Below are 25,313 nucleotides of genomic sequence, written 5' to 3'. Positions count from 1 at the left end.
TCGTACCGGACCGGGGGTCACCGGATCGCCGGAGGGAGCGGTTTCCGGGAATCCCTCGCAGGAGGGAGGCGCCCCGGCGGCTCACTCGCTAGGAGGAGCCCGGGGTCACCAGCCCCGTCTCGTACGCGCAGATCACCGCCTGCACGCGGTCCCGCAGGCCGAGCTTGCTCAGCATGTTGCTGACGTGCGTCTTGACGGTGTGCTCGCTCACGAACAGGGTTTTCGCGATCTCCGCGTTGGACAGCCCGCGGGCGAGCAGCCGCAGGGTCTCCTCCTCGCGCGCCGTGAGGACGTCCAGCCGCTGGGGCGGGACCTCGACGGCGGTCTCCGCCAGCCGCCGCCGCACGATGTCCGCGACCAGCCGGCGTGTCACCGTCGGCGCGAGCAGCGAGTCGCCGGCCGCGACCACCCGCACCGCGTGGACGAGGTCGTCGCGGCGGACGTCCTTGAGCAGAAAGCCGCTGGCCCCCGCGTACAGCGCCTCGTACACGTACTCGTCGAGGTCGAACGTGGTCAGCATGACGACCTTGCAGCCGGACTCCGCGCACACCACGCGCGCGGCCTCCAGACCGTCCATGCGCGGCATGCGGATGTCGAGGAGCAGCACATCGGGCGCGTGCTCCCGTACGGCGGCCACCGCCTGGAAGCCGTCACCCGCCTCGGCCACCACCTCGATGTCCTGCTGGGCCTCCAGGATCATGCTGAAACCGCTGCGGACCAGCTCCTGGTCGTCGGCGACCACCACGCGGATGCTCACCCGAGGGCCGCCTGCCGGTCGGCCGCGGCCGGAAGGCGCAGGGTGACCCGGAAGCCGCCCTCGGGGCCGCGGCCCGCGTGTGCGCTGCCTCCGCAGGCGGCGGCCCGCTCGCGGATGCCTATCAGCCCGTGTCCGCCGGTCGAGGGTCCGAGATCCCGTCCGCCGGGCGGACGCACCGGCCCCCGTCCGTCGTCCGTCACCGTGAGCGTCAACGCGTCCTCCGTCCAGTCGAGTTCGATCCGTGCCGATGCGGCGTACGCATGCTTCACGGTGTTGGTGAGGGCCTCCTGCACCACCCGGTACGCGGCCACCTCGGTGTCCGGGTGCAGGGGGCGCCGCTCGCCGGCGGTCCGCAGGTCGACCCGCAGTCCGGTGGACTCCGCGACTTGCGCGGCGAGTTCACCGAGCGCGGTGATGCCGGGCTGCGGCAACCGGGCCGACGCGCCGTTCACCGGGTCCTCCTTGAGAACCCCGAGAATGCGCCGCAGCTGGGTCATGGCGTCGCGCCCGCTCGTCGCGATCGCGTCGAAGGCCGCCTCGGCCCGCTCCGGATCACTGCGCACGACCACGGGTCCCGCCTCCGCCTGCACCACCATCAGACTGACCGCGTGGGCCAGGATGTCGTGCATGTCGCGGGCGATCCGCGCGCGTTCCTGGGTCTTCGCGCGCGCCGTGTCCGAGGCGCGCTCGCGCTCCAGCCGGTGGGCCCGGTCCTCCAACTCCGCCGTGTAGGCGCGCTGTACGCGGGTGAGGACGCCGAGCGCGTACGCGCTGAGGAAGCTCGTGAGGTGGAACGCGTACTCGAAGGGCTGCGCGTGCTCCTTGGTGGTCATCGTCAGCGAGGCGCCGACCAGCCAGGTCACCAGCATGAAGCGGCGCTGCGCGGGCGGGCAGAGCGTGGCCACCGTGTAGAGCACGACCAGCCCGCCGTAGGCGACGTTCGGCGGCGGCGCGTGGTACAGCGCCATGGCCGGCGTGCAGATCGACACCGCGAGCGCGGACAGGAGGGGCGCCCGCCGCCGCCACACCAGCGGCGCCGCCGTCCCGACCGCCAGCAGGAACCCCTGCCAGGACAGCCGGTCGTCGCCCTCGTCGGGGAACATCCACTGGAGCGAGGCGGCGAACAGCACGAGTGCGGCGAGCGCGGTGTCGAGGACGTAGGGATGCGTCGTCCGCAACCGCGCGACGATCGGCCGCCATCGGGACACGGCGGGTGACACGGCCGTCCGCCACCGCGAGGCGACGGACGCTGACCAGGACTGGGCGGGCATACACGGCTCCTTTGGACAAGGGCCGTCCCAGTATCCCGATCCGGTCCCGCGGACGCCTCACCGGCGAGAGGGATATCCCGTCCCGCCCGAAGGCGGGTTCCCGACCGTGCCCGTCCGGGTGTTGGCCTCATACGGGTGCGGGTGCGGGTGCGGGTGCGGGTGCCGGTGCGGGTGCGGGTGCTCTGCCGGTCCCGGTCCCGTGTCCGCGTCCGCGTCAGGCGTGTGGAGTGTGGAGTGTGGCGTCAGGCGTACGGTTCCGTCGGGGCCGTCGGCCGCCATCCGAGGGCCCGTGAGATTCCGCGGGCCGCGAGGCGTACCGCCGGGACCAACGCCGGTACCTGCGCGTCGGCCCGGGGCACGACGACCGACACGGCCGCGACGACCGCCCCCTCCGTGCCGCGCACCGCGGCGGCCACCGACAGGGCGTCGTCGGTCACCTGACGGCTGCTCACCGCCGCACCCGTGTGCCGGACTTCGGCCAGAACGCGCCGCAGCAGGGCCGGATCGGTGATGGTGTACGGCGTGAAGGCGGTCAACGGCCCGGCGCAGTAGGCGTCCTGGAACGCGGGCCGCGCGTGCGCGAGCAGCGCGAGCCCGACGCCCGTGGCGTGCAGCGGCCAGCGGGCGCCCACCTGGATGCGGACGCCGACCGACGAACGCCCGGAGATCCACTCGATGTAGACGACCTCGGCGCCGTCGCGGACCGCCAACTGCACGTTCTCGTGCGTCGCTTCGTACAGGTCCTCCAGATACGGCAGGGCGATCTGCCGCAGCGCCAGGCCGCGCGGGGCGAGCGCCGCGATCTCCCACAGGCGCAGGCCCACGTGGTACAGGCCGTCGGCGTCCCGCTCCAGCGCGCCCCATTCGGTGAGCGCGGCCACGAGCCGGTGGGCGGTGGTGAGGCTGAGTCCCGCCCGACGGCTGATGTCCGTCAGGGACAGTGCCGTGTGCTCGTGGTCGAAGGCGGCGAGCACGGCGAGGAGGCGGCCGGGAGCGGACAGGGCGGTCATGAGTCGAGTTCGGCGTCCGCGATGACCAGCTGTCCCGAGCACAGGCCCAGCCGGTCCGGCGGACAGCCGGTGTCCGCGTGCAGGCCGTGCGTCCACGGCTCCCGGGCGTCGACGCGGACGGTTCCTCGGGGGTGTTCCGCGGCGCTCGGCCGACCTGCGATCACGGGCTCCCTGGGGCCGGGCCCCGGCCGGGGCGGTGCGGTCCTACGGCCTCAGCATGCCGTAGGACCCGGACAGCGACAACCAGTGACGTCAACGACTATTGCTGGCTGCGCTGGCTGCGCTGGCTGCGCTGGCTGCGCTGGCTGCGCTGGCTGCGCTGGCTGCGCTGGCCGGGCCGACGGGTCCGACCAACCTCGGCACGCAGCGTCCCGCCCGCCGTTTCGTAGTCGACGCCCTCCGCCTCGTACGTCCCGTCCGTACACAGGCTGCGCCGCGGCAGGGCGAACAGGCTGGAGAGGGGTGGCGAGGGTGTGCGGGACCGACACTCGTGGGGTGGAGACGAACGAGCCGGTGGACGTGGTGACACGCTGGTCCCCGGACGACGCGGGCGTCCCGGTGGCCGCGGCGTGATCCCTCGCCGCGCGACCCGCGTCCCGCACGAACTGCAAAGGTGGTACTCGCGTGAGGCTGACCATTCTGGGCGGCGGTGGATTCCGCGTCCCCCTCGTGTACGGGGCGCTCCTCGGCGACCGCGCCGAGGGCCGCGTCACCAGGGTCGTGCTGCACGACCTGGACGCCGGACGGCTCTCCGCCGTGGCCCGCGTCCTGGCCGAGCAGGCGGCGGGGGACCCCGACGCGCCGGAGGTGACCGTCACGACCGACCTCGACGAGGCCCTGCGCGGCGCCGACTTCGTCTTCTCCGCGATCCGCGTCGGCGGCCTGGAGGGTCGCGCGGCGGACGAGCGCGTCGCCCTCGACCAGGGCGTCCTCGGCCAGGAGACGGTCGGCGCCGGCGGTATCGCCTACGGCCTGCGCACGGTGCCCGTCGCCGTGGACATCGCGCGGCGGGTGGCCCGGCTCGCGCCGGACGCCTGGGTCATCAATTTCACGAACCCGGCAGGCCTGGTCACCGAGGCGATGTCGCGCCACCTCGGTGACCGTGTGATCGGCATCTGCGACTCGCCGGTCGGCCTCGGGCGCCGGATCGCCAAGGTCCTCGGCGCGGACCCGCGCGAGGCGTGGATCGACTACGTCGGGCTCAACCACCTCGGCTGGGTGCGGGGCCTGCGCGTCGCGGGCCGCGACGAGCTCCCGCGGCTGCTCGCCGACCCCGGCCTGCTCGGTTCCTTCGAGGAGGGCAAGCTGTTCGGCCCGGAGTGGCTCCGGTCGCTGGGCGCCGTCCCGAACGAGTACCTGCACTACTACTACTTCAACCGCGAGACCGTCCGCGCCTACCAGGAGGCCGACAAGACGCGCGGCGCGTTCCTGCGCGACCAACAGGCCCGGTTCTACGACGAGATGAAGAGCCCGGACGCCGCGGCCCTGACCGCCTGGGACCGCACCCGCGCCGAGCGCGAGGCCACGTACATGGCGGAGAACCGGGACGCGGCCGGTGCCGGGGAGCGCGACGCCGACGATCTCTCCGGCGGCTACGAGAAGGTGGCGCTCGCCCTCATGCGGGCCATCGCCCGCGACGAACGCACCACCCTGATCCTCAACGTCCGCAACCGCGGCACGCTGAGCGTCCTCGACGGCGAGGCCGTCATCGAGGTGCCCTGCCTGGTCGACGCCAACGGCGCGCACCCCGTCACCGTCGACCCGCTGCCCGGCCACGCCGCCGGGCTGGTGTGCGCGGTCAAGGCGGTGGAGCGGGAGGTGCTCTCCGCCGCCGAGTCGGGGTCCCGTACGACCGCGGTGAAGGCCTTCGCGCTCCACCCGCTCGTCGACTCCGTGAACGTGGCGCGTGCCCTGGTCGAGGGATACACGGCCGTGCACCCCGGCCTGGCGTACCTGAAGTAGACATCGGCCGAGGAGACGTCCGCCCCGTACTTGTCCCGGGAGTCGGGGGTGGTCAGGGAGCCGGAGCGGGAAGGGGGCTGTCCGGAGGGCCGAGCAGTTCGGCCTCCGCGCGGGCGACCGCCGCGGGGTGGCCGAAGAAGCCGGGCAGCCCGCCGGTGTGCAGGAAGACGGTGCGCTGTCCCGGGGTGATGTCGCCGTCCTCGACGGCCGCGACCAGGCCGGCCATCGCGCGCCCGGTGTAGATCGGGTCGAGGGCGATGCCCTCGGCGCGCGCGGCGAGGGTCAGGGCACTCATGACCGGCTCGGTCAGCGTGGCGTAGCCCGCTCCGACCTGGTCGCGGCGCACGCGCAGCGAGCGCGGGTCGCAGGGTGTGCCGGACAGCTCCGAGACCAGCTCCGCGACGACCCGGGCGGGATCGGTGACGGCACCGACGTGGACGCCGAGGACACGCGCGGCGCCCAGCCCGGCGACGAGCCCGGCCATCGTCCCGCCCGAGCCGAGCGCGACGACCACGTTCGTCAAGTCCGGTGCCTGGTCGAGGAGTTCACGGGCGCATTCTGTGTAGCCGCGGGCGCCGAGCGCGCTGGACCCGCCGAACGGGACGAGTGCCGGTACCTCTCCCCGCGCCCGTAGCTCCTCGACCGTGCGCGCCGCCATGGCGTCGAGGTACTCGCGGTCGCCCGCCCAGACGACCTGGGCGCCGAAGAGGCCGTCGAGGGCGAGATTGCCGGAGGCGGGCGGGGTGGACGGGGTTTTCGCGGGTGAACCCGGTGGCCGTGCCCCGGCCGGGTCGGCGCCGGGCTCACCGGCGTCCGGCGCCGCGGGCCCACCGGCGAGGACGAGGACGGTCCTCAGGCCCAGCCGGGCTCCCGCGGCCGCCGTCAGACGGGCGTGGTTGCTCTGCGGTGCGCCGGTGGTCACCAGCACGGTGGCACCGTCCGCCAGCGCCGCGCCGCAGGTCCACTCCAGCTTGCGGATCTTGTTGCCGCCGCCGCCCAGGCCGGTGAGGTCGTCGCGTTTGATCCACAGGTCGTCGGGGCCGAGCCCGAGCGCACGGGCGAGCCGCGGGGCCGGTTCGAGGGGAGTGGGCCAACTGCCCAGAAGGGCGCGGGGCGGGATGTTCGCTCCGGAGCGGGTGCTGGTCACCGCGGGCCTTTCTGCTGACGCCGGTCGTCCGGGGAGCGTAACGCGGTGGATCGTGCGGGGAACGTGACACGGCGGGCCGCCGGGGCGGCCCGCCGCGCTGTTCCGCCGTCGTCTCAGCCCGTGAAGCCGGCCGTGATCGACGTGAACTGCCAGGTGCTCTGGCTGATGCCGGAGCAGTTGCTCACCACGCCGCCGCCGGGGCAGGGCCGGTCGCGGTTGACCGCCCAGTAGGCGAGCCGGGCGATGTGATGGCCGTTGGCCCAGTCACGGATCTGGGTCCAGATCGCCGGGGTGGTGTTCTCCTGCTGGTCGGACAGGCCGTTCATGCCGGAGATGCCGATGTGGGAGTAGGCCGTGGCGTCGTCCCAGCCGAAGGTCGACTTCAGTTTGGCCTTCAGCCCCTCGGTGGCGTTGACCGTGTTGCCGTACATGTCGGAGCCGCCGCCGAAGTCGAACGGCATGATGGTGAAGACGTCGATGTTGGCGTTCAGGGACTGCGCCTGCTCGATGAGCCGGTTGCCGTAGTAGGTCGGGCCGGTCGTCGAGGTGCCGAAGGTGACGATCGTCTTCAGGCCGGGGTTGTTGGCCTTGACGGTCTTCAGCGCGGTCAGGATCCTCGCCTGGACGGCCTCGTTCTCGAACTCGTCGGTGTTCTCGATGTCCATGTCGATGGCCTTGAGGCTGTAGGCGTCGATCACCTTCTGCAGAGCGCCGGCGAGCGCGCTCGCCGAGGAGCAGTTGGCGCCGAGCTTGCTGCCCTGCCAGCCACCGAACGACGGGACGATGTCACCGCCCGCGGAACGGATCTGGTTGATGGCCGTCTGGTCGACGCCGCCGGCCAGCGCCCGGCTGCCGTCCCAGGCGGGGTTGCAGCCGCCCGAGTCGAGCACGAACGCCATCGTGAACCACTTGATCCCGGTCGCGTTCATCACCGTGGTCGGGTTCGGGGGGTCTCCCCAGCCCTCGAACAGGTAGGGAGCGGCCTGCTTGAAGCCGGTGCCGCCACCGCCGCCCGCGCTCGTCGTGACGCTCACGGAGTTGGAGGCCGCGGAGGTGTTACCGGCCGCGTCCCGCGCCTTCACGGTGAACGAGTAGGCGGTGCTCGGGGACAGCCCGCTGACCGTGGCACTCGTGCCCGACACGGTCAGCACCTGGTTGGAACCGCTGTAGACGTCGTACCCGCTGACGCCGACGTTGTCGCTCGACGCGCCCCACGAGAGCGACACGCTGGAGGAGGTCTTGCCGGTGGAGGTCAGGTTGGTGGGCGTGGTCGGCGCCTGGCTGTCGGAGCCACCGCCGCCGGGACCGTCCAGGCTGACGTCGTCGGCGTAGTAGGTGCCCTGCGCGTACCAGCCGTGCACATAGATCTTGGCGCTGGTCTGCGAGGCACCGGTGGTGAAGGCCACGCTCAGCCGGCTGTACGCCGACGGGGACGTCGTCCAGGTCGAGGCACCGCCGTCCACGCCGAGGTAGACGTAGCTGCCGCGGACCCAGCCAGAGAGGCTGTACGTCGTGTTCGGCTGGACCGAGACGGTCTGGGTGCACTGCGCGTTGTCGCTCGAACTCACCGCCCCCGCAAGGGCTTTGGAGCCGCCGTGTACGGGGCTGGAGACGATCGAGCCCAGGTTGCCGGAGCAGGACCAGGGGGACAGGCTGCCCGTCTCGAAGCCGGGGTTGGACAGGATGTTCGCCGCCTGGGCCGTACCCGGCAGGGCGACCGCCCCGGCGAGGGCCAGCGCGGCCGTGCCGAGCAGGGCGAGGAAGCGATGTCTGGAACGTCTGAGCTGTGTGATGCGCACGCGATCTCCCTGGGGAAATGGGGGTGTTCGGGAGTGCAGAGAGGTGCGCAACCAAGTTGGTATGGACCAATCCCGCTGTCAAGACGCTGAGCGGGAATTGGTCCAGACCGGTAGAGGCGGAGGGCGGCGTGGAGGGCCCGGAGGGTCAGGCGGGCGCGATGGCCGCCGAGGCGGACGTGGTGGCCTGGGCCGAAGCGGTGGAGGCGGTCGCGTCCACCGGGGAGGACGCCGCGGGCTCCGTGGCCTGCGCGGGCACCGCGGGGAGTGTCGGTACGGGCACCTCGGACAGCGTCGGTACCGGCACCTCGGTCCGCTGCTGCGGCAGCGACACCGGACGCACCGGACGCGGCCCCGAGACCACCGTGTAGTCCTGACCGAGGAACGGCGGGACCACCTCGCCCGTCTCCTCGCCCAGCGCCAACTGTACTGCGGACCAAGGGGCGTTGACCCCGCATTGGGAGAGCTGGTGCAGTCCGCCCGCCGGACGGGTGTTCACGTCCATCAGAACCGGCTCGTCGCCGTACATCCGGAACTGGATGTTCGACAGATAGTGCAGCCCGAACGCCTCCGCGAGCAGCGTGGCGGGTTCGATCCAGGCGGCGTCGAGGGTGAATCCGCGGCGCCGCCCGTTCTTGGTGCGGCCGATCGCCATGCGGACCCGGCCGTCCGGGCCGGTGAGGCAGTCCACCGACACCTCCGGCTGTCCGAGGTGCGGCATGACCAGCCAGTCGACGGGCTCGTCGGCGGCGCGCAGCGCCTCCACGACCAGGTCCAGCGGAACGTACGGGCTCGGGAACCCGTTGAGGTGCATGAGCGAGAAGGGAGTGCGGGTGATCACCCGGAAGCCAACCCCGCCCGCTCCCGCCGCGGGCTTGAAGCAGGCCCGCTGACCCGCGGCCTCCAGCAGCTCCACCGCCGCGACCAGCTCGTCCTCCGTGCGCACCCGCCACCAGGGAGGCACCGGAACACCCACGGCCTCGACGGCCTGGTACGCGGTGGCCTTGTCGTGGAAGACCGCGACCGCCTCCGAGGGCGGTGCCAGCAGAGCCGTACCGAGCGCCGCGAACTCGGCGCGCTGCGCGACGATCGCCGCCTGGTGCAGGACCGGCACGAAGACGTCGACGGAGCGCCGTGCGCACATGTCGAGGGCGTACTCGACATAGGCTCGCGGTGACAGGCCCTCCGGCTCCATCTCGGCGGTGTCGGCGGCGGCCAGTACGGGAGAGTCGGCGTCGCCGTGGGTGGCATGGATCTCGACCGCGCGATGCTGCGGATTACTTCGCAGCTGATCCATGAAGAACACGTTCTCCGCGTACGTGCGGTTGAGCCAGACGCGTACGCGAGAGCCCATGCAAGCCACCTTTCACGGTTCGCGGGCACGGCGGAGCAGGCCGGGCCCGGCCAGGGGTAGGGGAGGTGCACCAAGCGCCGCCGTACGCCAAAGCGGATTCGGGGCGGTGGTGTTGGGGCGATCATAGGGGGCGCGGGACCCCCGTGCTGCTACGGGCATGTTACGGATTCACCCATGTGCCGGCCGGAGGGCCTCCTTGTCCGGCGCCGGGCGGGTGTGTTCTTGTGTTGACATTCGCTTTCTACGGGGGTGGCGCGTGCGGCCGACAGACGGCGGCGACGGGAACCTGCTGGCCATCAGCGATCTGCACATCGGCTACGCCGAGAACCGCGCGCTGGTCGAGAGGATGCGACCCGAGTCGGACGACGACTGGCTCCTGGTGGCCGGCGACATCGGTGAGATCGTCGATGACATCAGGTGGACCCTGGAGACGCTCAGCGGCCGCTTCCGCAAGGTCGTCTGGGTGCCCGGCAACCACGAGCTGTGGACCCATCCCAAGGACCCCGTCCAGCTGCGCGGTGTCGCCCGCTACGAGCATCTGGTCGCTCTGTGCCGGGAGTTGGGCGTCACGACCCCGGAGGACCCCTACCCCGTCTGGAACGGACCGGGCGGTCCCGCCGTCGTCGCGCCGCTCTTCCTGCTCTACGACTACTCGTTCCTGCCGCAGGGCTGCGCCACCAAGGACGAGGGGCTGGCCTACGCCCACGGCACCGGCGTCGTCTGCACGGACGAGCACCTGCTCCACCCCGACCCCTACCCGAGCCGCGAGGCCTGGTGCCGGGCCCGGGTCGTCGAGACCGAACGCCGACTCGCCGAACTCCCCGACGACCTGCCGACCGTCCCGGTCAACCACTACCCGCTGGACCGTCACCCGACGGACATCCTGCGCTACCCCGAGTTCGCCATGTGGTGCGGCACCCGGGCGACCGCCGACTGGCACCGCAGGTTCCGGGTCGAGGCCATGGTCTACGGACATCTGCACATCCCCCGGACCACCTGGCACGACGGTGTCCGGTTCGAAGAGGTGTCGGTGGGCTATCCCCGAGAATGGCGTAAGCGACCGGGGCCGCCCGGAACGCTGCGCCGCATTCTGCCGATGGAGGTCAAAGCCGGTGATGGAGGAGCTGCTTCCGGAGTCGGTCGTCACGGTGGAGAGCCACGGTGACGACGAGACCGCGGTCGCGAACCTGTACCCCGAGGAGCGGGTGATCGTGACGCGCGCCGTGGAGAAGCGGCGCCGCGAGTTCGCCACCGTGCGTGCCTGCGCCCGGCGTGCCATGGAGAAGCTGGGCGTGGCCCCGGGCCCCGTGCTGCCGGGCGAGCGCGGAGCCCCGCAGTGGCCCGCGGGCCTCATCGGCAGCATGACGCACTGCGACGGCTACGCCGCCGCCGCGCTCGCCCGTGCCACCGATCTGGCCTCCCTCGGCATCGATGCCGAACCCCACCTGGCACTTCCGGAGGACGTCCTGGCCGCCGTCGCCCTGCCCAGCGAGACGGGCCGCCTGGACCGCCTCGGCGCCCGGACACCGGACGTCCACTGGGACCGGCTCCTGTTCAGCGCCAAGGAGTCGGTCTACAAGGCGTGGTTCCCGCTCACCGGCAAGTGGCTCGACTTCTCCGAGGCGGACATCGACATCTCCGTGGGCCCGACACCCGCCACCCCCGACCTCTCGGGAACCTTCCACGCCCGACTCCTCGTACCGGGGCCCGTGGTGGACGGCAGTCCCGTCCCGTCCTTCGACGGACGCTGGACCGTCCAGCGGGGGCTGGTCGCGACGACGGTCACGGTCCCGCACGGGCGGCAGAGCCCGACGGTCCGGGCCTGACGCCTGAACAGGCCACTGGAGCAACCGAGTTGACGGTTGCGTACCCTCGATGGCGTGACGGAGGACATCGACACGCTGCTGGCCGCGTACGACGCGCAGATGCGAGGAGTGCTCCCGACGCTCCCGGCCGGAGTCAGATGTGAGAAGGACGGACCGCTCCTGCGTGTGGTCGGACACTTCCGCGGTTTCGTCATCGCCCCGCGCGACCTCGGACCGAGCGGTGCCGGCCTGGACCGGCTGATCGTCCGGCAGCGCGACTACTTCGCCGCGCGGGGCGAGGCGGTCGAGTGGAAGACCCGCGCCCATGACAGGCCGGCGGACCTCACGGACCGCCTCCGAGCCGCCGGATTCGTCCCGGGGAAGCCGGAGACGGTGCTGATCGGACATGCGGCCGACACGGCGAGAGAGCCGGTGGTCCCGGCAGGCGTCGCACTGCGCCGTGTCGCCGAGGACGCCGACATCCGGCGGATCGCGGTGATGGAGTCCAGCGTGTGGGGCATGGACTGGCGCCCGCTCCACGGATTCCTGAACGGGCAGATCGCGGCGGCACCGGACGACATCGCCGTCCTCGTCGCCGAGGCCGACGGCCAGGTCGTCTCCGCCGCGTGGCTGGTCCTCAGTCCCGGCACCGCCTTCGCCGGGCTCCGGGGCGGTACGACGGTGCCGGCCTGGCGAGGCCGCGGAATCTACCGGGCGCTGATCGCGGCCCGAGCCCGGCTCGCGGTGGCCCGGGGAGTCGAGTATCTGCACGTCGACGCGTCCGAGGAAAGCGCCCCGACCCTCCGACGCCTTGGCTTCCGGGCCGCGACCACGGCCACGCCCTGGATCTGGACACCGGGAGACTCCTGATCCGGACCGCTTCTGATCCGGACCGCTTCGCGGGAAACATGCGTCGGCGACGGCGAACCCGGCGCGGAGAGGCGCACCGCGCGTACGAGGCGTTCCGCGGGCTCCGGTGTGCCTCCGCACGCTCTGTCCGGCACCGCTCGTCGGGTGGAACGATCCCGATGCCCGGCACCGGCAGGGGGACACCATTGGCCGCCGTGGAGATGTGCGCGGCAGCGGGTGGATGTTGGCTGGTCCGAGTACGGCGTACACCACTACGAGCGGTAAGGGGCTGGACATGGCGATGGTGATGTCGATGCACTGGGCGGGAGTCACGCCGGAGCAGTACGACACGGTGCGGGACGCGGTCGACTGGGAGCAGGTCCCGGCGGCCGGTGGCCAGATGCACGTGGCCTGGTTCGACGCCCAGGGCCTGCATGTGATCGACGTCTGGGAATCCCAGCAGGCGTTCGAGGCCTTCTTCGCCGAGCGGCTCGCCCCCGCGATCCAGAAGGCGGGCATGGCCGGCGAACCCGAGACGAGCTTCAGCCCGCTCCACCGGCGCTTCGTCGCCCCCGACGTCAACGGCGCCGCGTAGGGCCCGGCGCGCCGTCACGGCCCCGCGGCCACGACGGGATCGACTGCCCGCCCGACTCCGCCCGACTCCGCCCGACTCCACCCGCCCGACTCCATCCGCCCGGACGACGAAGACCCCCGGCAGCTCGAACCCGGGGGCTTCGCCGTACCCGGCCGCCCGGCAGGCGGTGTCCGCGATCACGGTGGCGTTCCGGTCGTCGGCATCGGCCGCACGGAGGCGGGACCCGGACGTCCGTGTCTCACGCCCAGCCCGGTTCCGGGCACCACGAGTGCAGCAGTTCGAAGAACGACTCCTCGTTGCCCGCGAGGCCGGCCGCCGCCAGGGCTCGCTCCGCCTCGGCGAGTACGGCGGGCGGCACCATGGGTGGTCGGGACCCGTCCGGCGGGCCGTCGAATGCCGCTCGTACCGTCTGGAGGAGGCGGAGGTAGGCCTGCACGGCGGCGCGTTCGTGTTCGGTCAGTACGGCGGTCGGCATCGGACGGCTCTCCCCGGTTGGCTTGTCGTGACACTGGTCCTGACCCCAGCTTGCCGTCCACCACTGACAATCCGGTTTCGGTGCGGGGAGGTTCGCCCGCTTAGCGGAGGCGAAACATCACGGAAATCCCTTGTGGGACAGGGGCCCTACGCTGGTGACGAGAGCTGGGGCCGCCTACCGGACGGCCCCGGAGCCGTCGTTCCGGCGGCTCGGGAGCCGCCTTCGCGGCGGCCAGGGAACGGGAGGTCTGCCCGTGGTCGACTTACAGTCCCGCCATCCGCGGCGCACCCCGCGGCTGCGTTCCGTCGGTGACGGGGAACTGCGGCTGCACCACCGCGTCGTGCACGGTTACCGGCGCGCCTACCGGATGGCCGGTGAGGGCCCGGCGCTCGTCCTGATCCACGGCATAGGCGACTCCTCGGCGACCTGGGCGGAGCTGATCCCCGACCTCGCCCGCACCCACACCGTGATCGCGCCCGACCTGCTCGGCCACGGCGCCTCGGACAAACCGCGCGCCGACTATTCGGTGGCCGCCTACGCCAACGGCGTGCGTGATCTGCTGTCCACGCTCGACATCGAGTCCGCCACCCTGGTGGGGCATTCGCTGGGCGGGGGAGTGGCGATGCAGTTCGCGTACCAGTTCCCCGAGCGCACCGAGCGGCTGATCCTGGTCAGCGCGGGCGGTGTCGGGGGCGAGGTCAACCCCGTCCTGCGCGCCGTGTCGCTGCCGGGTGCCCATCTGATGCTCTCCGCGCTGCGACTGCCCGGCATGGGCCTCCAAGTGGGCCTCTTCCTGCGTCTGATGCGTCTGCTCGACACCGATCTCGCCCAGGACGCGCCGGAGTTGGTGAACCTCGTCGACGCGCTGCCCGACGCGACCTCCCGCAGCGCGTTCATCCGGACCCTGCGGGCGGTGGTCGACTGGCGCGGCCAGGCGGTCACCATGCTCGACCGCTGCTACCTCACCGAGGGCATGCCCACCATGCTGCTCTGGGGCGACCGGGACAGCGTGGTTCCGGTGCGGCACGCCCACGGGGCCCACGAGGCCATGCCGGGCAGCCGCCTAGAGATCTTCGAGGGGGCCGGTCACTTCCCCTTCCACAGCGATCCCGCGCGCTTCCTCGCCCTGGTCGAGGAGTTCACGACCACCACCAACGCGGCCGACTGGAGCCGCGAGCGCTGGCGGGGGCTGCTGCGCGCCGGACGCCCGGGTACGGCGGCCGGGCAACCGGACACCGTCCAGAACCGCGCGGTGGAGAAGGATCTGCGCGAGGCGAGCGAACGCAGCGCGACCTGAGGCGGTGGTTCCGAGGGCGGCCGGGCAGACGCCGCCCCGGCGGCCTGCCCGCCCCGGGTGCCGCCCCGGGTGCCGCCCCGGGTGCCGCCCCGGGTGCCGCCCCGGGTGCCGCCCCGGGTGCCGCCCCGGGTGCCGCGCCGGGTGCCGTGCCGGGCACCCGGTGTCGCCCCTGACCCCGTCGTCGAGACCAGCCGCTCCTTCGGACGCGGCGGTGTGCCCGGAGCGGTCATCCCGTTCGTTCGCGGGAGCCGCCTGCCGACCCGGTCGCCGGGCTAGCCCGTTCGTTCGCGGGAGTCGCTCGCCGCCCTGGTCGCCGCCCGGCCACGGGCCGCCGCGACGACGGGCGACCGGCGCAGCGCGATGGACATGCGTACGAGGTCCCGCGGGCCGTCGGTGTGCGCGAACGTCGATCCGGCGGTCGGCGGCGCGGAGACCTCCTCCGCCGAGCTGATGACCCGGCCCTCCGGATCGGCGGCCCTGGCCCGCACGGCGACCGTCACCATGGCGGCGTCCGCCTCGGCGTGCGCCTCGGTGGGGGAGGAGCCCGCCGCGACCGCGGCGCCGTAGGCCCGGGAGCGCACCGCGGAGTCGAAGTAGGGGTAGAGGCTCAGCATGCCGTCGTGGATGTCGGACTCCCGCTGGGTGACCTGGAGTTCGGCGGGCGACCACCAGGAGATCCGCACCGCGCGGTCCTCCGGCACGGAGACCGGCCTCAGTTCGCGCCACAGCGGCCCGAGTGTGCGATAGGTCGACCAGGTGTTCCAGCTGTCCTCGATGCGCTGCAAGGCGAGCGGAAGACAGAACCCGACGGCGGTGATCTGGGCCCCCGCCGAGGCCAGTACGGGTGCCGCGTTGGTGCTCAGGCCGTCGAGGTTCCCGCCGAACCAGCGGGCCACCACGGCGGTCAGCTTGGCCGCCGAGTAGGGGATGTTGCACAGCGAGCCGAACGCGATGATCACCAGCCCGGCGCGCAGCCGGCCGCGCACCTGGGCGGCCCAGCGCCAGCACATGACGTTCATCGCGACACCCGCCGCGGTCAGCGAGACGAGGTAGAGCACGATCATCTCGCGGATGAAGGGGGTGTTGGCGTAGTAGGTGTCGAGGTCCCGCAGCCGTTCGACGGAGGCGTCCCCGAGGGCGAACAGCGCGATCAGCGCCACGCCGACCACGGTGTAGCCGAGGATCCAGCGGCGTGAGAGCCGTCGGGTCACCTCGGGCGGTCCGCCGCGCCAGTTGATGATGAGCACCAGACACGAGGCGCTGTAGGCACTCAGCAGGCAGTAGACCAGCGGCGCCGAGACGTTGGGTATCCCGGTGATGTCGTTGACCGCGGCGATGGTGGGCGGGGCCGCGAAGAGGAACACCAGACCGGCGAGGGCGAGCAGCACACCCACGGAACGCAGCAGCGGGTCGCGCCAGCCGCGCAGGAGCGTGGGTCCCTTGAAGCCGATGGCGGCGCCCATGGCGACGGCCGGGATGTAGTAGCTGGATCCGTCCATGGTTCCGGGACCGTCAGCCCCGTGGCCCGCGGCAGCCCAGGGAGGTCTCGATGCGCCCGGCCAGACCGTGCTGCTGCACCGGGCCGCGCAGCGACGAACCGGCCAGCCAGGTACGGCACTTGCTGGCGAGCAGAAGACCGAAGCTCTCGGCCTCCTTCTCGTCCGCGAGGTCGAATCGGGTGCGCGCGGCCACTCTCAGGACGGTCGCCTCGAGGTCCGCGGTGTCGCTGAGTAAGCGCGCCGCGACGGCCGCGCCCCCGACGTGATGGCTGCAGTGCCCGGCCTTCATGTGCCACAGCTCATGGCCGAGGATGACCAACTGGTGGTCGGGCGCGGTGCGTTCCTCGATGACGACGAGGTCCTGCTCGGCCATGTCGAGCCACAGGCCGCTGGCGGTGCCGGGCGGGAACACGGCCGTACGGAACTGGACGGGGCGGCCGCGGCGTCTGCTCATCGCGCAGCACAGCGCCGTGTAGAGGTCGGCGGGTGCCGCCGGCGCCGGGAGCGAGAGCTCCGAGACCAACTCGCCGCACAGACGGCGCATTTCCCTTCCGATGCCCACTGATCTCCCCCGGCTCACGACTCTGGCCGCTTGACGCTCTCCAGGAGCATGTCCAGCCACTCCGCGACCTTGTCCCGGTGCTGGTCGGTGGGCAACTGCGCGGCCCGCCAGGCGATTCCGCGGACCCCGTGGTCGAGGAGCAGCCGCTCCAGGGGATCGTCGGCGACGGTGGCCGCCGCGCGTTCGCGGTCGGCGAGCCGTTGCAGGAGTTCCTGTTCCGAGCGCTGCAGGGCGCCCACGAGCGCTTCGGAGTCCTCGGCCGTGAGGAATCCGGCGGGCACCCGGAAGAAGCGCTGGATGGCGTCGCAGTGCTCCATGGTGGGGCGCCGGTCGCCGTTGATGAGGGCGCCCGCCTGCTGACGCGACATGCCGGCGCCGTCCGCGATCTCCTGCTGGGTGTAGCGGCGCCCGTTGGGCTTGAGCCGGGTCCGGCGCAGCAGGTCGAGGCGCTGCAGGAACCGTGCCTGCAGATCGGGCTCCCCGGCGCGGCGGCCGCTGAGCAGGGCCCTCACCACGGGTTCGGGGACGCCGGACCCGGTCGACAGCCGCTGGACGTCGAAGACTTCGGCGTGCAGCACGCCGAGCCGGTCGGCGAGTGCGGTGACCCGGGCCACGACGGCCTGCAGCAGAACCGTCGCCGTGGCGCCCGGAACCTCGAAGCCATCCGTCACCGACAGATCTCCTACGTCTCTCTCAGGTGGCTCTCACGAAGGTCGGGAACCATGTGGACACGAAGGTCGGAAAACCATCCCGGTGCCAAGACCGGGGACCATCCGGAGCGTAGCCCCTCGCTCGAACTCACATCCAGGTCTCGCCACAACTGTGGCGAGATTCAGCCGTCAACAAGCGCCAAATGCCACGATAGTTGACACGCCTGTGCCCGGGGCATCAGGATCGGGGCGCCGCGTGAAGGCCGCAGAGGCAAGAGGGGTGACCTCCCGATGGCGTACCAGGCAGGAAGGCAGCGGTCCCAGCCGCGACCTGTCCCCGAGAGTCTCGAAGCTCAGGCGTACCTCCAGGACTACGCCACGCTGCTTGAGGCCGTCCCCTTCCCCTCCGTCGTGTTCGACCACCGCTGGGACGTCGTTCTGTCCAACGCCGCATTCGAGACACTTTTCGACGGCGTCGGTACCCATCCGACCGCCATGCCGGGCGACAACTTCCTTCGGTTCGTCCTGTTCCATCCGGACGCGGGGTCGATCCTCGGCGAGCACGAGTCGAGCTGGTGCCTGCCGATGCTCGCGCAATTCGCCGCGGCGGTGGAGCGGCACGGCCAGGACCGCGGACTCCAGTCGATCCGCCGGGACATCGCCCAGGACCCGATCATGGATGCCGCCTATCGGCACGGTCTGCCGCACTGGATCCGCGCGGTGGGTCCCGGCGCCGTCGAGCACGACGGAGCCGTCCGCCCGCTGGTGCACCCCGACCCGCGCTGGGGCCGCACGGACTGCCGGATCGTCGACGACACGCCCAAGACCCTTCAGAACATGGGCTACACGCGGATGACCCTGGTGCTGCGCGAGGCCGTCCGCCCGGTCGCGGGCCCGCCGCGCAAGGCCCGCACGACACGCAACGGCGCGGCGGAGCTGCGGGCGGTGTGACCCGCGCCGTCGGCCTTCGGGCCACTGGTGCGTGTCCTCGACCGGGCGCGGGCCGTGGTGCGGCTTCCCGGAAGCGGGACGCGTAAGCGGTCGTAGACCTCGGCAGGTTGCAGACCTCGGCAGGTCGTGGACCTCGGTACGCGGTCGAAGTCAGACGGCCGGGGTCACGAGGACGAGTGGCACGCCGTCGCACGGGACGAGCCGCATTTCCTCGAAGCGCATGCTCCGGGCCGCCGACAGCACGGACGCGAAGTCCGGTCCCCTGGTGAGCGATCCGGCCAGATGGCCCGGGTCGGCGGACGCCGCCACCCGTCCGCGCGCGTTCACCAGGTAGGCCGCTCCGGGCAGCCGCTGGAGGAGCGGGACGACGGTGCCCTCGAAGTGCCGCAGATACACGTCGGCCGCGGCGACCCCGACGAACCGGCCCTCCATGTGGACGGGTACGGACAGTGTGAGGCTGTACTCGTCGGAGCAGAGGTAGTCGACATAGGGCCCGGCGACCGCGCGCTGCCCGGTGTCGCGGGGAAGCGCGAACCAGTCCCAGTGCGTGTAGTCGGAGTACGCGGAGTGCGCCGGATCGAGGTCGAGCAGCAAGGGCCGTACACCCCCGTCGGAGCTCTGCTGCCACCACTCCAGCCACGCCGGTACGTCACCGAGCAGGCCCGGCGCGGCCACGAAGCCGGCGCCCGACACCAACTCCCGCCGGGTGAGCCGCAGATGCAGCCCCGGTCGCAGTGCCGCCAGATCCGCCGTCGCGGGGCGGCGGCCCTGCGCGGCGACGCGGGCGAGGAGAGCGGTCGTGTCGGCGCGGGTCTCGGCGACCGCTTCGAAGACGGCCTCGAGCGTGGAGCGGACCTGCGCGGCGACGGCCGCCTCGGGGGTGGCGTCAAGCGTCGCGGTCGCGCCGGCCGGGCCTGGGCTCCTGCTCATGGGTGCCCTCCAGCGGACGGGGACCGGACACGGCGCGTGGCATCGCGAGGCGGAGGGTGATGAGCCGCGCCGTCGAGTCCTGTACGCACCGCTCGGCCAGCGCTCTGGCCGAATCGTGGGCCCCATCTTGCACGGCGGAGATTACGGAGCGGTGACGGTCTGCGACTTCTTCACGATATTCGTCGTCCCCGAGCACGAGGCACATCAGCGCCCCCACCTCCGTCTGGAGCACGACCTGTTCACGGGTCAGCCGGGCGGACTGCGCCGCCGCGGCGAGCTCGACATGGAAGCGGCCGTAGACGCGGCTGCGGGCGGCGGCGTCCTCGGCGGACGCCAGGTCGTCCAGCGTGCGGCGCAGCGCCTTGAGGTCGTCCGGTTCCGTCCGCTGCGCCGCGAGCCGGGCGGCCGCTCCGGACACGGCTGCCCAGTGGTCGCCCAAGTCCCGCAGTTCCTCGGTGCTCCAGCCGGCCAGCCGGGCCTTCAGCCGTTCCTCGCCCGGCACTTCGGGCAGGGACACGAAGCTGCCGCCCCCGCGCCCCCGCCGCGTGGTGACCAGACCCTGCTGCCGCAGGGCCATGAGGGCCTCGCGCAGGGTGACCGTGGACACGCCGAGCTGCCCGGCCAGCTCCATCTCGCCGGGCAGCTGCTCGCCGTCGGCGAGCAGCCCGAGCTCGATGGCGTCGCCGATCCGGTGTACGACCGTCTCGACGCGCGCGCGGTTGTCCACGGGAGTGAAGACGGCTCTGCGGACGCCGTCGCCCCTGTGTTGCTTCACGGTCACCACCTTGTGCGTTGACTCAACCTTTACTCTAAAGGGGTCTTGAGATTTGAACTATGACTTCATATCTTTCCGGTCAGTGTTGCAACGCACACCTGCACCAGAAAGGTTCCCCGCCCATGGAGGCAAAGGCGATCCGGCTCCAGGGCCTGCGAAAGGCGTTCGGTGACACGACCGCCGTGGCAGGAGTCGATCTGGAGATAGCCGACGGCGAGTTCTTCTCGATGCTCGGCCCGTCCGGCTCGGGCAAGACCACCGTCCTGCGGATGATCGCCGGATTCGAGAGCCCTACCGCGGGCCGGATCGAGCTGGCCGGCCAGGAGGTCACCGGTCTCGCCCCCTTCGAACGGGACGTGCACACGGTCTTCCAGGACTACGCCCTGTTCCCGCACATGACCGTCGAACAGAACGTCGCCTACGGACTCAAGGTCCGCAAGGTGCGGAAGGCCGAGCGGCTCGTCAGGGCCCGCAAGGCACTCGCCGACGTACGTCTCGAAGGGTTCGGCCGGCGCCGTCCGGGCCAGCTCTCCGGAGGCCAGCGCCAGCGCGTCGCCCTCGCCAGGGCCCTCGTCGGCCGCCCCCGCGTCCTGCTGCTCGACGAGCCGCTCGGCGCCCTCGACCTCAAGCTCCGCGAGCAGATGCAGGTCGAACTCAAGGCGATCCAGCGCGAGGTCGGCATCACCTTCGTGTTCGTCACCCACGATCAGGAGGAGGCCCTGACGATGAGCGACCGCATCGCCGTCTTCCACCAGGGCCGCATCGAACAGGTCGGCACCCCGGCCGAGATCTACGAACGCCCCGCCACCCCGTTCGTCGCGGGTTTCGTCGGCACGTCCAACCTGCTCGAGGGCCAGTCGGCGCAACAGGTCGTCGGCGCCCCGGGCACCTACAGCATCCGGCCCGAGAAGATCCGGGTCCTCAAGGAGTCCGCCGAGGCGGACGAGCCGGAGCACTCCACCGCCACCGGCACCGTCGCCGAGGTCGTCTACCTCGGCGACTCCACCCGCTTCCTGGTGGACCTCGACGCGGGCGGCCGCCTCACCGCGCTCCAGCAGAACCTGGAGACCTCCTCCGAGGACGTCGCCGCCCTGCGCGGCACCCGGGTCCGGCTCCAGTGGCACCGCCGCCACACCTTCCAGGTCCCCGACCCCCGCTGACTCCCACGCTCAGTCCCCCGTCACGTATGGAGTACGCCGTGCGCCTCACCCCAACCCTCAAGGCCGCCACCGCCGTCGCGGTGCTCCTCGCGGCCACCGCCTGCGGATCGTCCGACACCGGCTCTTCCTCGTCCACCGGCCTCAACCCGCCCGACCTCAAGGCGCAGTCGAAGCTCGGCAAGACCGAGGGGCAGGTCAACCTGATCGCCTGGGCCGGCTATGTCGAGGACGGTTCCAACGATCCGAAGGTCGACTGGGTCGGGGACTTCGAGAAGCAGACCGGCTGTCAGGTCAACTCCAAGGTCGCCGCCAGCTCCGACGAGATGGTCAAGCTGATGAAGACCGGCCAGTACGACGCGGTCTCCGCCTCCGGAGACGCCTCCCTCCGGCTCATAGCCTCGGGCGACGCGGCCCCGGTCAACACCGGCCTCGTACCGAACTACAAGGACGTCTTCAGCGGCCTGAAGAAGGGCGCCTGGAACTCCGTCGACGGCCAGATGTACGGCATCCCGCACGGCCGCGGCGCCAACCTCCTGATGTACAACACCGAGAAGGTCACCCCCGCGCCCACGTCCTGGTCGGCGGTCTTCGACGACGCCCCGGCGAACAAGGGCCACGTCACCGCGTACGACTCACCGATCTACATCGCCGACGCGGCGCTGTATCTGAAGGCGACCAAGCCCGAGTTGAAGATCAAGGACCCCTACGCGCTCGACCAGAAGCAGTTCGACGCGGCCGTCGCGCTGCTGAAGAAGCAGAGCGCGAACGTGGGGGAGTACTGGAGCGACTACCTCAAGGAGATCTCCGCGTTCAAGAGCGGGGACTCCGTGGTCGGTACCACCTGGCAGGTCATCGCCAACCTCACGGCCGACGAGGGGGCCAAGGTCAAGGCCTTCGTGCCCAAGGAGGGTTCCACCGGCTGGTCCGACACCTGGATGATCTCGGCCGGGGCCAAGCACCCCAACTGCGCCTACAAGTGGATGGACTGGATCATCTCACCGAAGGTGAACGCCCAGGTCGCCGAGTACTTCGGGGAGGCGCCCGCCAACGCCGAGGCGTGCGAGGAGACCAGCGACAAGACCTTCTGCGACACCTACCACGCCACCGACGAGAGCTACTGGAAGAACATCGCGTTCTGGAACACGCCCATCGAGCAGTGCCTCGACGGCCGCACCGACGTCAAGTGCGTCCCGTACGCGAAGTGGGTCCAGGCCTGGACCGAGATCAAGGGCTGAACAAGCGATGACCTCCACCCCGCAGGCCGCCGGACGCTCCCCCGTCCGGCGGCTCGCCGGGACCCTGCACCGGCACTCCCGGCTGCGGCTGTCCCTGCTCCTGACCGCACCGCTGCTCTGGCTCGCGGTCCTCTATCTCGGCTCGCTGGCCGTGCTGTTCGTGTCGGCGTTCTGGACGACGAACTCCTTCACCTCCGAGGTCGTGAAGGTCTGGTCGACCGACAACTTCCACCAGTTGTTCACCACGCCCGTGTACCGGCAGGTCATCCTGCGCAGCATCGGCGTCGCCCTCGCGGTCACCGTCCTGTGCGCGGTGATCGCCTTCCCGATCGCCTTCTACACCGCCCGCATCGCCAAGCCCGCCCGGCGCCCGCTGCTCGTCGTCGCCATCCTCACCCCGTTGTGGGCGAGTTACCTCGTCAAGGTGTACGCCTGGCGGCTGATCCTCTCCCAAGGCGGCCTCGCCGACTGGATGCTGAAGCCCTTCGGGCTGAGCGGACCCGGGTACGGACTGGTCGCGGCGATCATCGCGCTCACCTACCTCTGGCTGCCGTACATGATCCTGCCGATCCACACCGCGCTGGAGCAGCTGCCGGCCAACCTGCTCGACGCGTCGGCGGACTTGGGCGCCGGTGCGGGGCGCACCTTCCGGTCGGTCGTGCTGCCGATGGTCCTGCCCTCCGTGGCCGCCGGCTCGGTCTTCACCTTCTCGCTCAGTCTCGGCGACTACATCACCGTGCAGATCGTCGGCGGCAAGACCCAGCTGATCGGCAACGTCGTCTACTCCAACATCGAACTGAACCTGCCCATGGCCGCCGCGCTCGGCACGGTCCCCGTCGTGGTCATCGTGGTGTACCTCCTCGCGATGCGCCGCACGGGCGCCCTGAGCAGTCTCTGAGGAGCCCGCTGTGCAACTCTCCCGTTCCGCGCGCATCGCGCTGCGCGTCGCCGCCGGGCTCGGCTTCGCGGTCATCTACGTGCCGCTCGCGCTCGTCCTGGTCAACTCCTTCAACCCGGACCGCAGCGCGAGCTGGCCGCCGACCGGGCTCACCTTCCACTGGTGGTCGGTCGCCTGGGCCAACGAGGGTGCCCGCGCCGCGCTGTGGGTCTCGGTCAAGGCGGGCCTCGGGGCCACGGCGATCGCGCTGGTCCTCGGCACCCTGATCGCCTTCGCGGTCGCCCGCCACCGCTTCTTCGGCCGCGACGCCATCTCCTTCGTGGTCGTCCTGCCGATCGCGCTGCCCGGCATCGTCACGGGCATCGCGCTCAACTCGGCGTTCAGCACGGTGCTCGAACCGCTCGGCGTCGGACTCGGCATGTTCACCGTGATCGTCGGCCACGCGACCTTCTGCATCGTCGTCGTCTTCAACAACGTCGTCGCACGACTGCGCCGTACGTCCGGAACGTACGAGGAAGCCGCGATGGACCTGGGCGCGGACACCTTCCGCGCCTTCGCCGACGTCACCTTCCCGCTGGTGCGCTCGGCGCTGCTGGCCGGCGGACTGCTCGCCTTCGCGCTGTCCTTCGACGAGATCGTCGTGACGACGTTCACGGCCGGGCCCGGCATCGAGACTCTGCCGATCTGGATCTTCGACAACATGACCAGACCCCGGCAGGCACCGGTCGTGAACGTCGTGGCCGCCGTGCTCGTTCTGCTCTCGGTGATTCCGATCTACGCGGCACAGCGGCTGTCCGCCGACACGGCGGCCGAGAGCAGGATCTGAGCGGGCGGCGAGTGGCCGTGAGCCCGCTCCGAGCGGTGAGCGGGCCGTGGCCGGGCTTCTGGCGGGCCGGGACTATCCGGCGAACTCCCGCATCCACGCCTCCACTTCATCGGCAGAGCGAGGAAGCGCGCCCGAGAGGTTCTCATGGCCGTCGGCCGTGACCAGGAGGTCGTCCTCGATCCGTACGCCGATGCCGCGCCACTCCTCGGGCACGGTCAGGTCGTCCGGCTGGAAGTAGAGGCCCGGCTCCACGGTGAGGACCATGCCCGGCTCCAGGACGCCGCCGACATAGTCCTCGTTGCGGGCCCGGGCGCAGTCGTGGACGTCGAGCCCGAGCATGTGCCCGGTGCCCGCCATGGTGAAGCGGCGCTGGAGACCGAGGTCGAAGGCGCGCTCCACCGGGCCCTCGATGAAGCCCCACGCCACCAGCCGCTCGGTCAGCGACCACTGGGCGGCGTCATGGAAGTCGCGGTACAGGGCACCCGGCTTCACCGCCGCCATGCCCGCCTCCTGCGCCTCGAACACGGCGTCGTAGACCTCGCGCTGGATCGGACTGAACGTGCCGCTGATGGGAAGGGTGCGGGTCACGTCGGCGGTGTAGAGGGTGCGGGTCTCCACGCCCGCGTCGAGCAGCAGCAGCTCGCCGGGGCGGACCGGGCCGTCGTTCTCCACCCAGTGCATGATCGTGGCGTGCTCGCCGGCCGCGCAGATCGAGCCGTAGCCGACGTCGTTGCCCTCGACGCGGGCGCGGCGGAAGAAGGTGCCCTCGATCCATCGCTCCGAGGTGGCGACCGCCTGCGACAACTCCCGTACGACATCGGTGAATCCGCGCACGGTGGAGTCCACCGCCCGGCGCAGCTCGCCGATCTCCCAGGCGTCCTTGACCAGCCGCAGCCCGGAGAGCGCCTCCTCCAGCTCGGCGTCCCGCTCCTCGTCCGTGACGAGCGAGGCCTCGATCGCGGGGGCGTGGCCGCGGACGACACGGGTCGGGACACCCGAGTGCGCCAGGTCCCCGGAGATCGTGCGGATGTCACGGCAGGGGAGTCCGAGCACCTGCTCCGACTCGGCGAGGGAGCGGCGACGGCCCATCCACAGCTCGGCCGTCATGCCCGTCCAGAACTCGTCACTGTCCCGGCTGTCGCGGGGGAGCTGATAACAGTGCGCGTCGTGACCGCCCTCCGCGCGGGGCTCCAGCACGAGTGCGCCGTCACGCGTCTGATCACCTGTCAGGTGGACGTATCCCGAGTACGGGCGGAACGGGTAATGGGTGTCGTTCGACCGGGTCTTGAGTCCTCCGGACGGGACGACCAGCCGCTCGCCCGGGAAGAGGGCGGAGAGCGCGGCGCGGCGGCGGGCCGCGTGGGCCGCCTGCTCGTTCGGCCGCAGATCGTGCTGCTCGGTGTCCGCCCAGCCCGTGCGCATCAGGGCGGACAGCTCGTCGGAGATTCCTCGGTAGAGACCGTTCTTTCGGCCCTTGGCCACGTCAGGCACCTTCTCGTGTAGGTCGTG

At 71.5% G+C, this 25,313-nt stretch carries 25 protein-coding genes and 1 pseudogene; 11 read left to right on the top strand and 15 right to left on the bottom strand.

Going from position 1 to position 25,313, the window contains the following annotated elements:
* Positions 1–88: 88 nt before the first annotated feature.
* From OOK38_RS01140 to OOK38_RS01120, 5 genes and pseudogenes are all read right to left on the bottom strand, one after another.
* Complete coding sequence (locus OOK38_RS01140; RefSeq protein ID WP_266763960.1) at positions 89–757, bottom strand: response regulator transcription factor; 669 nt, start codon at positions 755–757, stop codon at positions 89–91.
* The gene (locus tag OOK38_RS01135) at positions 754–2,028 is read right to left on the bottom strand and encodes a sensor histidine kinase (RefSeq protein ID WP_266763961.1); all 1,275 of its coding nucleotides are present in this window, start codon (positions 2,026–2,028) and stop codon (positions 754–756) included. The genes OOK38_RS01140 and OOK38_RS01135 overlap by 4 nt, the downstream gene beginning before the upstream one ends.
* Positions 2,029–2,270: 242 nt before the next feature.
* Positions 2,271–3,038, bottom strand: a complete 768-nt coding sequence (locus tag OOK38_RS01130) for an IclR family transcriptional regulator (protein WP_266763962.1) — start codon at positions 3,036–3,038, stop codon at positions 2,271–2,273.
* Positions 3,035–3,202 carry a hypothetical protein gene (locus OOK38_RS01125; protein WP_266763963.1) on the bottom strand — a complete coding sequence of 56 codons (168 nt, stop codon included), beginning with the start codon at positions 3,200–3,202 and terminating at the stop codon, positions 3,035–3,037. Before OOK38_RS01125 ends, OOK38_RS01130 begins: the two co-directional genes overlap by 4 nt.
* 95 nt (positions 3,203–3,297) lie before the next feature.
* Positions 3,298–3,498 (bottom strand): annotated as a pseudogene (locus tag OOK38_RS01120) (hypothetical protein); the annotation flags it as partial.
* A 164-nt stretch (positions 3,499–3,662) separates the two neighbouring features.
* On the opposite strand from OOK38_RS01120, the gene OOK38_RS01115 reads away from it, so the two are divergent.
* On the top strand, positions 3,663–5,000 hold the full coding sequence (locus OOK38_RS01115) for a 6-phospho-beta-glucosidase (RefSeq protein ID WP_266763964.1): 1,338 nt from the start codon (positions 3,663–3,665) through the stop codon (positions 4,998–5,000).
* 52 nt (positions 5,001–5,052) lie between these two features.
* On the opposite strand, the gene OOK38_RS01110 is transcribed toward OOK38_RS01115, so the two are convergent.
* The 3 genes from OOK38_RS01110 to OOK38_RS01100 form a co-directional block, all read right to left on the bottom strand.
* Positions 5,053–6,147: a D-cysteine desulfhydrase family protein gene (locus OOK38_RS01110; protein WP_266763965.1), complete on the bottom strand. Its 1,095-nt coding sequence runs from the start codon at positions 6,145–6,147 to the stop codon at positions 5,053–5,055.
* 113 nt (positions 6,148–6,260) lie between these two features.
* A complete protein-coding gene (locus tag OOK38_RS01105) occupies positions 6,261–7,946 on the bottom strand; it encodes a carbohydrate binding domain-containing protein (protein ID WP_266763966.1) in 1,686 nt (561 codons plus the stop codon).
* Positions 7,947–8,091: 145 nt separating this feature from the next.
* Positions 8,092–9,297 carry an ATP-grasp domain-containing protein gene (locus tag OOK38_RS01100; RefSeq protein WP_266763967.1) on the bottom strand — a complete coding sequence of 402 codons (1,206 nt, stop codon included), beginning with the start codon at positions 9,295–9,297 and terminating at the stop codon, positions 8,092–8,094.
* A gap of 256 nt (positions 9,298–9,553) precedes the next feature.
* Here OOK38_RS01100 and OOK38_RS01095 point away from each other — a divergent pair, with 256 nt between their 5' ends.
* From OOK38_RS01095 to OOK38_RS01080, 4 genes are all read left to right on the top strand, one after another.
* Positions 9,554–10,462: a metallophosphoesterase gene (locus OOK38_RS01095; protein WP_266763968.1), complete on the top strand. Its 909-nt coding sequence runs from the start codon at positions 9,554–9,556 to the stop codon at positions 10,460–10,462.
* On the top strand, positions 10,410–11,123 hold the full coding sequence (locus OOK38_RS01090; protein ID WP_266763969.1) for a 4'-phosphopantetheinyl transferase: 714 nt from the start codon (positions 10,410–10,412) through the stop codon (positions 11,121–11,123). Before OOK38_RS01095 ends, OOK38_RS01090 begins: the two co-directional genes overlap by 53 nt.
* Positions 11,124–11,222: 99 nt before the next feature.
* Positions 11,223–11,972: a GNAT family N-acetyltransferase gene (locus OOK38_RS01085; protein ID WP_266765941.1), complete on the top strand. Its 750-nt coding sequence runs from the start codon at positions 11,223–11,225 to the stop codon at positions 11,970–11,972.
* Positions 11,973–12,246: 274 nt separating this feature from the next.
* Positions 12,247–12,546 (top strand): hypothetical protein, encoded by a 300-nt coding sequence (locus OOK38_RS01080; RefSeq protein ID WP_266848014.1) that lies wholly within the window; start codon positions 12,247–12,249, stop codon positions 12,544–12,546.
* Positions 12,547–12,784: 238 nt separating this feature from the next.
* On the opposite strand, the gene OOK38_RS01075 is transcribed toward OOK38_RS01080, so the two are convergent.
* A complete protein-coding gene (locus tag OOK38_RS01075) occupies positions 12,785–13,021 on the bottom strand; it encodes a hypothetical protein (RefSeq protein WP_266763971.1) in 237 nt (78 codons plus the stop codon).
* Positions 13,022–13,274: 253 nt separating this feature from the next.
* Here OOK38_RS01075 and OOK38_RS01070 point away from each other — a divergent pair, with 253 nt between their 5' ends.
* Positions 13,275–14,318 carry an alpha/beta fold hydrolase gene (locus OOK38_RS01070; RefSeq protein WP_266763972.1) on the top strand — a complete coding sequence of 348 codons (1,044 nt, stop codon included), beginning with the start codon at positions 13,275–13,277 and terminating at the stop codon, positions 14,316–14,318.
* A 272-nt stretch (positions 14,319–14,590) separates the two neighbouring features.
* Here the strand turns inward: OOK38_RS01070 and OOK38_RS01065 are convergent, their stop codons facing one another.
* From OOK38_RS01065 to OOK38_RS01055, 3 genes are read right to left on the bottom strand one after another with little or no spacing between them, the layout of a single operon-like run.
* The gene (locus tag OOK38_RS01065) at positions 14,591–15,817 is read right to left on the bottom strand and encodes an MAB_1171c family putative transporter (RefSeq protein WP_266763973.1); all 1,227 of its coding nucleotides are present in this window, start codon (positions 15,815–15,817) and stop codon (positions 14,591–14,593) included.
* 13 nt (positions 15,818–15,830) lie between these two features.
* A complete protein-coding gene (locus tag OOK38_RS01060) occupies positions 15,831–16,361 on the bottom strand; it encodes a toxin-antitoxin system, toxin component (protein WP_266765942.1) in 531 nt (176 codons plus the stop codon).
* Between the two features lie 32 nt (positions 16,362–16,393).
* Positions 16,394–17,050 (bottom strand): helix-turn-helix transcriptional regulator, encoded by a 657-nt coding sequence (locus OOK38_RS01055; protein ID WP_266763974.1) that lies wholly within the window; start codon positions 17,048–17,050, stop codon positions 16,394–16,396.
* Between the two features lie 270 nt (positions 17,051–17,320).
* Here OOK38_RS01055 and OOK38_RS01050 point away from each other — a divergent pair, with 270 nt between their 5' ends.
* Positions 17,321–17,980 (top strand): hypothetical protein, encoded by a 660-nt coding sequence (locus OOK38_RS01050; protein WP_266763975.1) that lies wholly within the window; start codon positions 17,321–17,323, stop codon positions 17,978–17,980.
* Positions 17,981–18,130: 150 nt separating this feature from the next.
* On the opposite strand, the gene OOK38_RS01045 is transcribed toward OOK38_RS01050, so the two are convergent.
* Complete coding sequence (locus tag OOK38_RS01045) at positions 18,131–18,910, bottom strand: cache domain-containing protein (RefSeq protein WP_266763976.1); 780 nt, start codon at positions 18,908–18,910, stop codon at positions 18,131–18,133.
* Entirely contained in the window at positions 18,867–19,685 is an 819-nt protein-coding gene (locus OOK38_RS01040; RefSeq protein WP_266763977.1) for a FadR/GntR family transcriptional regulator, read from the bottom strand. Before OOK38_RS01040 ends, OOK38_RS01045 begins: the two co-directional genes overlap by 44 nt.
* A 122-nt stretch (positions 19,686–19,807) precedes the next feature.
* Here OOK38_RS01040 and OOK38_RS01035 point away from each other — a divergent pair, with 122 nt between their 5' ends.
* The 4 genes from OOK38_RS01035 to OOK38_RS01020 are packed head-to-tail and all read left to right on the top strand — an operon-like array spanning position 19,808 to position 23,804.
* Positions 19,808–20,845: an ABC transporter ATP-binding protein gene (locus OOK38_RS01035; protein WP_266763978.1), complete on the top strand. Its 1,038-nt coding sequence runs from the start codon at positions 19,808–19,810 to the stop codon at positions 20,843–20,845.
* A 38-nt stretch (positions 20,846–20,883) separates the two neighbouring features.
* On the top strand, positions 20,884–22,080 hold the full coding sequence (locus OOK38_RS01030) for an ABC transporter substrate-binding protein (protein ID WP_323178775.1): 1,197 nt from the start codon (positions 20,884–20,886) through the stop codon (positions 22,078–22,080).
* Positions 22,081–22,087: 7 nt separating this feature from the next.
* Positions 22,088–22,978 carry an ABC transporter permease gene (locus OOK38_RS01025; protein ID WP_266763980.1) on the top strand — a complete coding sequence of 297 codons (891 nt, stop codon included), beginning with the start codon at positions 22,088–22,090 and terminating at the stop codon, positions 22,976–22,978.
* A gap of 10 nt (positions 22,979–22,988) precedes the next feature.
* Positions 22,989–23,804 (top strand): ABC transporter permease, encoded by an 816-nt coding sequence (locus OOK38_RS01020; protein WP_266763981.1) that lies wholly within the window; start codon positions 22,989–22,991, stop codon positions 23,802–23,804.
* A gap of 72 nt (positions 23,805–23,876) precedes the next feature.
* Here the strand turns inward: OOK38_RS01020 and OOK38_RS01015 are convergent, their stop codons facing one another.
* The gene (locus tag OOK38_RS01015) at positions 23,877–25,286 is read right to left on the bottom strand and encodes an aminopeptidase P family protein (protein ID WP_266763982.1); all 1,410 of its coding nucleotides are present in this window, start codon (positions 25,284–25,286) and stop codon (positions 23,877–23,879) included.
* Positions 25,287–25,313: the final 27 nt, after the last annotated feature.

Source organism: Streptomyces sp. NBC_00568, from assembly GCF_026341855.1.
Lineage (GTDB): Bacteria > Actinomycetota > Actinomycetes > Streptomycetales > Streptomycetaceae > Streptomyces.
This window is presented reverse-complemented; position numbering and strand designations above follow the sequence as displayed.